This is a genomic window from Stenotrophomonas sp. HMWF023 (assembly GCF_003060985.1).
GTDB classification, from domain to species: domain Bacteria; phylum Pseudomonadota; class Gammaproteobacteria; order Xanthomonadales; family Xanthomonadaceae; genus Stenotrophomonas; species Stenotrophomonas lactitubi.
This window is the reverse complement of record NZ_QAIJ01000302.1, coordinates 1-1038: the sequence shown is the minus strand read 5'-3', so window position 1 is coordinate 1038 and position 1038 is coordinate 1. Positions and strand designations below refer to the sequence as shown.

Here is a 1038-nt window from a genome sequence, read left to right as displayed (position 1 = left end):
GAATCGCTCAGCCAGCGCGAGGTGATCAACGCCAAGCTGCTCAGCGTGGTCGACCATGCGACCAACCCCTGGGGCGTGAAAGTCAATCGCATCGAGATCCGCGACATCCAGCCGCCGCGCGACCTGCTCGATGCGATGGCAAGGCAGATGAAGGCCGAGCGCGAGAAGCGCGCACAGATCCTTGAGGCGGAAGGTTCGCGCCAGTCCGAGATCCTGCGCGCCGAAGGCGAGAAGCAGGCCACGGTGCTGGAGGCGGAGGGGCGGCGCGAAGCCGCGTTCCGCGACGCCGAAGCCCGCGAGCGCCTGGCCGAAGCCGAAGCCAAGGCAACCCAGGTGGTGTCGGCGGCGATCGCCGACGGCGACGTCCAGGCCATCAACTACTTCATCGCACAGAAATATGTGGAAGCGTTCAAGGAACTGGCCACGTCGCCGAACCAGAAGCTGGTGCTGATGCCGATGGAGGCCAGCGGCGTGATTGGTTCGATCGCCGGCGTGGCCGAGCTCGCCAAGCAGGCCCTGTCCAACCAGGAAACCCGGTCGCCGGCCAAGCGCCCGCCGCCGATTGGAGGCTGACATGCGTTGGGAAGTCGTTGCCTGGGGTGCGTTGGCGTTGTTGCTGTTTGCCGCCGAAGCGCTGGCGCCCGGCGCGTTCATGCTGTGGATCGGCATCGGCGCGGCGGCGGTGTTCGCGCTGGTAGCGGTGTTCGCCGATATTCCGGTGCTGTGGCAGGTGGTCGCCTTCGTGGTGCTGAGCGTGCTGTCGATCCAGTGCTACCGGCACTGGGGAAAACCGCGCGCGCGGCAGAGCGACGCGCCGCTGCTGAATCGTCGCGCTGAACAACTGGTCGGGCGGGTGGTGCCATTGCAGCAGGCCATCGTCGGCGGGCAAGGCAGGGTCAGCATCGATGACGCGTCATGGCAGGTGAGTGGGCCGGAGCTGCCGGCCGGCACGCTGGTGCGGGTGATGGCGGTGCAGGGCAGTGCGCTGGTGGTCGAAGCTGCCGGCTGAGTTTTCCAGCCAACGGCGCAGCCCCTCGT

At 67.3% G+C, this 1038-nt stretch carries 2 protein-coding genes; both read left to right on the top strand.

Annotation, left to right across the window (positions count from 1 at the left end; translation table 11 throughout):
• Positions 1-573, top strand: a 573-nt coding sequence (locus DBR20_RS17760; RefSeq protein ID WP_146187048.1) for an SPFH domain-containing protein, incomplete at its 5' end; no start/stop codon positions are given.
• 1 nt (position 574) lies between these two features.
• Entirely contained in the window at positions 575-1009 is a 435-nt protein-coding gene (locus DBR20_RS17755; RefSeq protein ID WP_108267353.1) for an NfeD family protein, read from the top strand.
• The last annotated feature ends 29 nt before the right edge of the window (positions 1010-1038 follow it).